Source organism: Dehalococcoidales bacterium (genome assembly GCA_041656115.1).
In the GTDB taxonomy this organism is placed as follows: domain Bacteria; phylum Chloroflexota; class Dehalococcoidia; order Dehalococcoidales; family UBA5627; genus UBA5627.
In genome coordinates this window covers 1-2,941 of sequence record JBBAED010000028.1, presented here as the reverse complement: position 1 = coordinate 2,941, position 2,941 = coordinate 1, and the positions used below count along the sequence as shown (strand labels likewise).

At 46.4% G+C, this 2,941-nt stretch carries 2 protein-coding genes; one reads left to right on the top strand and one right to left on the bottom strand.

The genetic code is table 11. The features are described from left to right. Positions 1-120 precede the first annotated feature (120 nt). Positions 121-1,341: an MFS transporter gene (locus WC958_06360; protein MFA5629844.1), complete on the bottom strand. Its 1,221-nt coding sequence runs from the start codon at positions 1,339-1,341 to the stop codon at positions 121-123. Between the two features lie 130 nt (positions 1,342-1,471). Between WC958_06360 and WC958_06355 the strand changes: the two genes are divergently transcribed. Continuing rightward, positions 1,472-2,941, top strand: a 1,470-nt coding sequence (locus WC958_06355) for a heavy metal translocating P-type ATPase (protein ID MFA5629843.1), incomplete at its 3' end; no start/stop codon positions are given.

The following is a 2,941-nucleotide window of genomic DNA, read 5'->3' as shown; positions in this document are numbered from 1 at the left end:
CTGCTTTATAAAACAGATAAAATAAAATATCTGGCCGGGGCAATAGTTTCCGGTGAGTTAATTATTCCCCTGCCTCAGTAAAACAGATGAAATTATCACGCACTGCCTGAGGTTCTGTTATTAGTAAACCTTATAGTGGCGGGCCCACCAGAAAAATGCCGCCGCACCTAAAAAGCCCATCACGGCGATTGATGCCCAGATCGCCAGATGATTAGTCAAAAACATGTCGAGTAGGATACCACCAAATAATGGTGCAATCGAGATGCCAACAACCTGATTGAGACCAAAAAAGCCCATGTAGCGGCCTTTTTGGCCGCGGGGGGCAATTTCGGCAACAACGCTCATTGCCGCCGGCGCGAATGTTATTTCACCAAATGTAACTATAATCATGGCGATAACAGCCAGTGCATATGGTCCAACCCAGCCATAAAGCAGATAACCAAAGGCATATAGCACGCAACCCAAAATGATAATCCGGCTTCTTGACAGGCGGTCTATATATCGGGCGATTGGATATTGCAATATAATAACCATCAGGCCGTTCACTGTTAGCAATAAACCGTATTGGGCCGTTGTGTAGCCAACTCGGTCAACAATGTATATAGATAGCGTGCTCATCATCTGCCCCATTGCCGTAAACAAAAGCAGGTTAAAGAAGATAAAAAGCATGAAGCGCAAGTTTCGTGTCACGTTCAGTAAACCTCTGAAATCGGTCTTCTGATTTTTTTGCGTGATGGATTCTTTTAGGAATATGGCCACAAAGACGGTTAAAATGCTTATAGCAGCCGCAACGCCAAATAGCCAACCATAAGACATAAACGCGGCAAGGTATCCGCCGATTGCGGGGCCGGCCGCCCAGCCGACATTAATGCCGATGCGCAAAATACCAAAAGATTCGGTAAGGCGCTGTGGAGGTGCGAGGTCGGTAATCATTGCCTGTGTTGCCGGCTTTCCGATAGAGCCGATCGCCTGGGAAGCGATGTAAGCAAGCGCAATGCTCCAAATTGGCGCACTGTAATTTACCAGAAACGCCATAATTACATATACAATACTTCTTGAAACGGCGGAAAAGAGCACAAGCGGACGTCTGCCAAGCCGGTCACAAAGCTCCCCGCCGATTAGTTCAAATCCGGCAGAGCTCAAACCAGATATCAGAATAATTACGCCCACCAGCGCCATAGGTAAACCACGGTTCTGATGGAGGTATAGGGCAAGAAAAGGTATGCAAATTGAAAACCCTATGGCAAGGAGTAAGTTTATGAGGCTGACAAGCCATATACCGGGGTCAAAACGGGAAATGAATCGACCGATTTTATTTTGTGAAAAAATTATGTTTGACACTTCTGTATATGCTGGTAACTATGATACCAGCTTGCTGGCTAAATTTATACCGATAAAACTTTGTATTACAGTGAATTTCTATCGCCTGAATGTGTTATTATAATAATCATAAATTTATTTTCAGGAAAAAATGGCTGAAAAAACAGTATTAAAAATCACCGGTATGCATTGCGCGGCATGTGTTGGGCGAACAGAAAAGTCAATTCTTTCTGTCCCCGGGGTAACTAAGGCTTTTGTAAATCTGGCAACAGAAAAAGCTACCATTTTCCACAGCCCGGAAGTAAATCCGGAAACACTGATTCAAGCTGTCAAAAACGCCGGATTCGAAGCTTTGCCGGATACTGCCGTCGAAATCCCCGCTGAGAATAACAATCTGGCTAAAACCAAATTTGTATTTGCGGCCGTTATGGCGGCAATCATCATGGTAATCCATTTCTTTTTCGATTTTTCGTATTCAGAGTACCTCTTGTGGTTACTGGCAACCCCGGTACAATTTTGGGCCGGGTCCGGTTTTTATTCCGGTACATGGAGTGCACTCAAAAACAAATCTGCCGATATGAACACCTTGATTGCGCTGGGCACTTCTGTAGCCTATTTCTTCAGCGTCGCTGTTCTCCTTCTGCCGGGAGTATTTTCTGCGGCCGGCATCACGACCACGGTTTACTTTGATACCTCATCCATGATTATCGCGCTGGTGCTCATGGGTAAATTCCTGGAATCGCGGGCAAAAAGGCAGGCCTCTCAGGCCATAAGAAAGCTGATGGATCTCAGCCCCAAATTCGCAACGGTCATTCGAGAGGGTGTGGAGAAGCAGATTCCTCTCTCTGAAGTTGTTATCGATGACATCGTCATGGTCCGCCCGGGAGAAAAAATCCCCGTAGACGGCATAATTTTAAAAGGTTCTTCTTCCGTTGATGAGTCGATGCTCACCGGTGAAAGTCTTCCTGTCGAAAAATCTGCCGGTGATGAAGTAATCGGGGCGTCCATCAACAAAGCAGGCAGTTTTACATTTAGAGCAAGCCGGGTTGGGAGTGATACCGTTCTTGGGCAGATAATCAAACTCGTCGATGAAGCGCAGGGTTCTCGCGCACCGGTCCAACGGCTGGCAGATGTCGTTTCCGGCTTTTTTGTGCCCACAGTTGTTACTATTGCGGTTTTTACTTTTATTCTGTGGTACTTCCTTGGGCCCGAACCTTCTTTGATATACGCATTCCTTAACGCCATTGCGGTTCTTGTTATCGCATGTCCTTGTGCGCTTGGCCTTGCCACACCTACCGCTATTATGGTTGGCACCGGAGTCGGTGCTGAAAACGGTATACTGATACGAAACGCCGCCGGTCTTGAGATGTGCTCAAAAATTGATACGGTGGTGCTGGATAAAACCGGCACTTTAACATCCGGCGTTCCTCAGGTTACCGATGTAGTACCGTTTAACGGATTTTCAGAAGAAGAAATCCTTACGATTGCGGCAAGTACCGAGCAATATTCCGAACACCCTCTTGCTCAGGCACTGGTAAGCTACACCCGGGGCCGGAATATTGTTATAACCGAAGCTGAAAACTTTATAGCTATTTCAGGCCTGGGTGTACAGGCAGTGCAC